This window comes from Vibrio sp. ZOR0018 (assembly GCF_963865925.1).
Classification (GTDB): Bacteria; Pseudomonadota; Gammaproteobacteria; order Enterobacterales; family Vibrionaceae; genus Vibrio; species Vibrio anguillarum.
Genome location: NZ_CAWMCN010000017.1, coordinates 1 through 1,924 on the forward strand (window position 1 = coordinate 1; position 1,924 = coordinate 1,924).

At 39.0% G+C, this 1,924-nt stretch carries 4 protein-coding genes; all 4 read left to right on the top strand.

The window, feature by feature from the left end; genetic code table 11:
• The first annotated feature begins 98 nt into the window (after window positions 1-98).
• Complete coding sequence (locus tag AACR75_RS00660; RefSeq protein ID WP_047691393.1) at window positions 99-503, top strand: DUF1801 domain-containing protein; 405 nt, start codon at window positions 99-101, stop codon at window positions 501-503.
• 151 nt (window positions 504-654) lie between these two features.
• Entirely contained in the window at window positions 655-1,140 is a 486-nt protein-coding gene (locus AACR75_RS00665; RefSeq protein WP_047691396.1) for a hypothetical protein, read from the top strand.
• 148 nt (window positions 1,141-1,288) lie between these two features.
• Complete coding sequence (locus tag AACR75_RS00670) at window positions 1,289-1,693, top strand: DUF1801 domain-containing protein (protein WP_047691399.1); 405 nt, start codon at window positions 1,289-1,291, stop codon at window positions 1,691-1,693.
• A gap of 42 nt (window positions 1,694-1,735) precedes the next feature.
• Window positions 1,736-1,924: hypothetical protein (locus AACR75_RS00675; protein ID WP_331415630.1), on the top strand; the 189-nt coding region annotated here is incomplete at its 3' end.

Consider the following 1,924-nt stretch of genomic DNA (forward strand, 5'->3'; position numbering starts at 1 on the left):
TAGTGCAAAATTGAAGTTCAGTGTTTACAGTGTGTTTTTTGAGTTCGGCGGTGCGTTGTCAACCCCTTAGCCGGGCGTTATGTGAATAGGAGATTCCAATGGACAAGGTAGTCAAAGAGCGGTTCGATGAGTATCCGGAAAATGCTCGTGTTAGGTTAGAAGAGCTGCGAAATTTAGTCTTTCAAGTCGCATCTGAGTTGGAACTTGGTGAAGTCGATGAAACTCTAAAATGGGGTGAGCCAAGCTACAGTGTAAAAACGGGCAGTCCGTTAAGAATGGACTGGAAGCTTAAGTCTCCCAATAATTATTACCTATTCTTTAATTGCCAAACTAAGCTAGTCGATACATTTCGAGAGTTGTATGGTGACGAGTTGGTGTTTCAGGGAAACAGAGCAATAGTTCTGTCCTTATCTAAACCGCTACCAGAAACGGTCATCAAGTCCTGTCTAGAGTTAGCTTTAACCTATCATCAGCGTAAAAATCTGCCTCTTCTGGGCGTGTGAAAAATTCACATAACAAACAATTTAAGAGGGATTCCCAACGCTTGGCATTTTTGGTTCTACTTCAAATTAAGTGTTTATGGCACAATGCTTTAGGTTTTGGTGGTAGCGTTGCTCACCCCTTAATTGGGCGTTATATGAAAGAAGGTGAAATATGGAGCGTTTATTAGCTTCAATTGCAAAGCTAGATAAATGGGGTGTAGATAATCATGTTGATTTATCGAATGAATTGAAATCAATTGAAGCTAAAATTAAGTCTTTCTATAAGAAAAATGGATATAAGGAAAAAGTAGTTCAAGTACCTCGTATTAAAGTTAAAAAAAATAACCAAAAGACGACGGTTACTAAGTCAGTTAAAGCGAGCAAACCCTTAACTTTACACCAGCTAACTACGACAATAAATTTTGAAGTTAGCTCGAAATTAGTGAAAGGGATATCTCATTGTCACTTTTGTAAAGTTCGAAGACTAGAATGTAGAGAGCATGCATTACTAAGTGACAATAAAGTATTGGTTTGCAAAGATTGTCGTCAACGTAGACACAAGCAATATTTGGTTAAAAAGAAAATATACGTTGATAAAGATGATGCACTCAATTATTTAGTCTCAGGAAGCTATGGGTCAGGCAAAGCCAGTCGTTGAAAATCATATAACAAAGCATTTAAGACGGATTCCCAACGCACGGCATTTTCGGCTTACTTCAGTTTAAGTGTTTATGTCACAATGGGTTAGGCTAGGTGGTAGGCGTTGCTCACCACTTAATGCAGCGTTATGTGAATGGGAGATTCCAATGGACAAGATAGTCAAAGATCGCTTCGATGAATATCCGGAAAATGTTCGTATTAGGTTAGAGGAACTGCGAAATCTAGTCTTTCAAATCGTATCTGAATTGGATCTGGGTGATGTCGATGAATCTCTAAAATGGGGTGAGCCAAGCTACAGCGTAAAAACAGGCAGTCCACTAAGAATGGATTGGAAGCTGAAGTCTCCTAATAATTATTACCTGTTTTTTAATTGCCAAACTAAGCTAGTCGATACATTTCGGGAATTGTATTGTGAAGAACTGGAGTTTCAGGGAAACAGAGCAATAGTGCTGTCCTTATCGAAACCGTTGCCAGAAGCAGCAATCAAATCCTGTTTAGAGCTAGCTTTAACCTATCAGCAGCGTAAAAACTTTCCTCTTTTGGGTGCTTGAAAAAATTCACATAACAAACGGCTCAAGAGGGATTGCCAACGCGTGGCGGCTTTAGTGCAAAATTTAAGTTCAGTGTTTACAGTGTGTTTTTTGAGTTCGGTGGTGCGTTGTCAACCCCTTAGCCGGGCGTTATGCTCTAGTCACAATCAATCTATTTTGGAATATATCACAATGAAAAAATTAACAATTCTAGCTCTTTCATCACTGGCTTTCTTCTCATCTAACACTTTT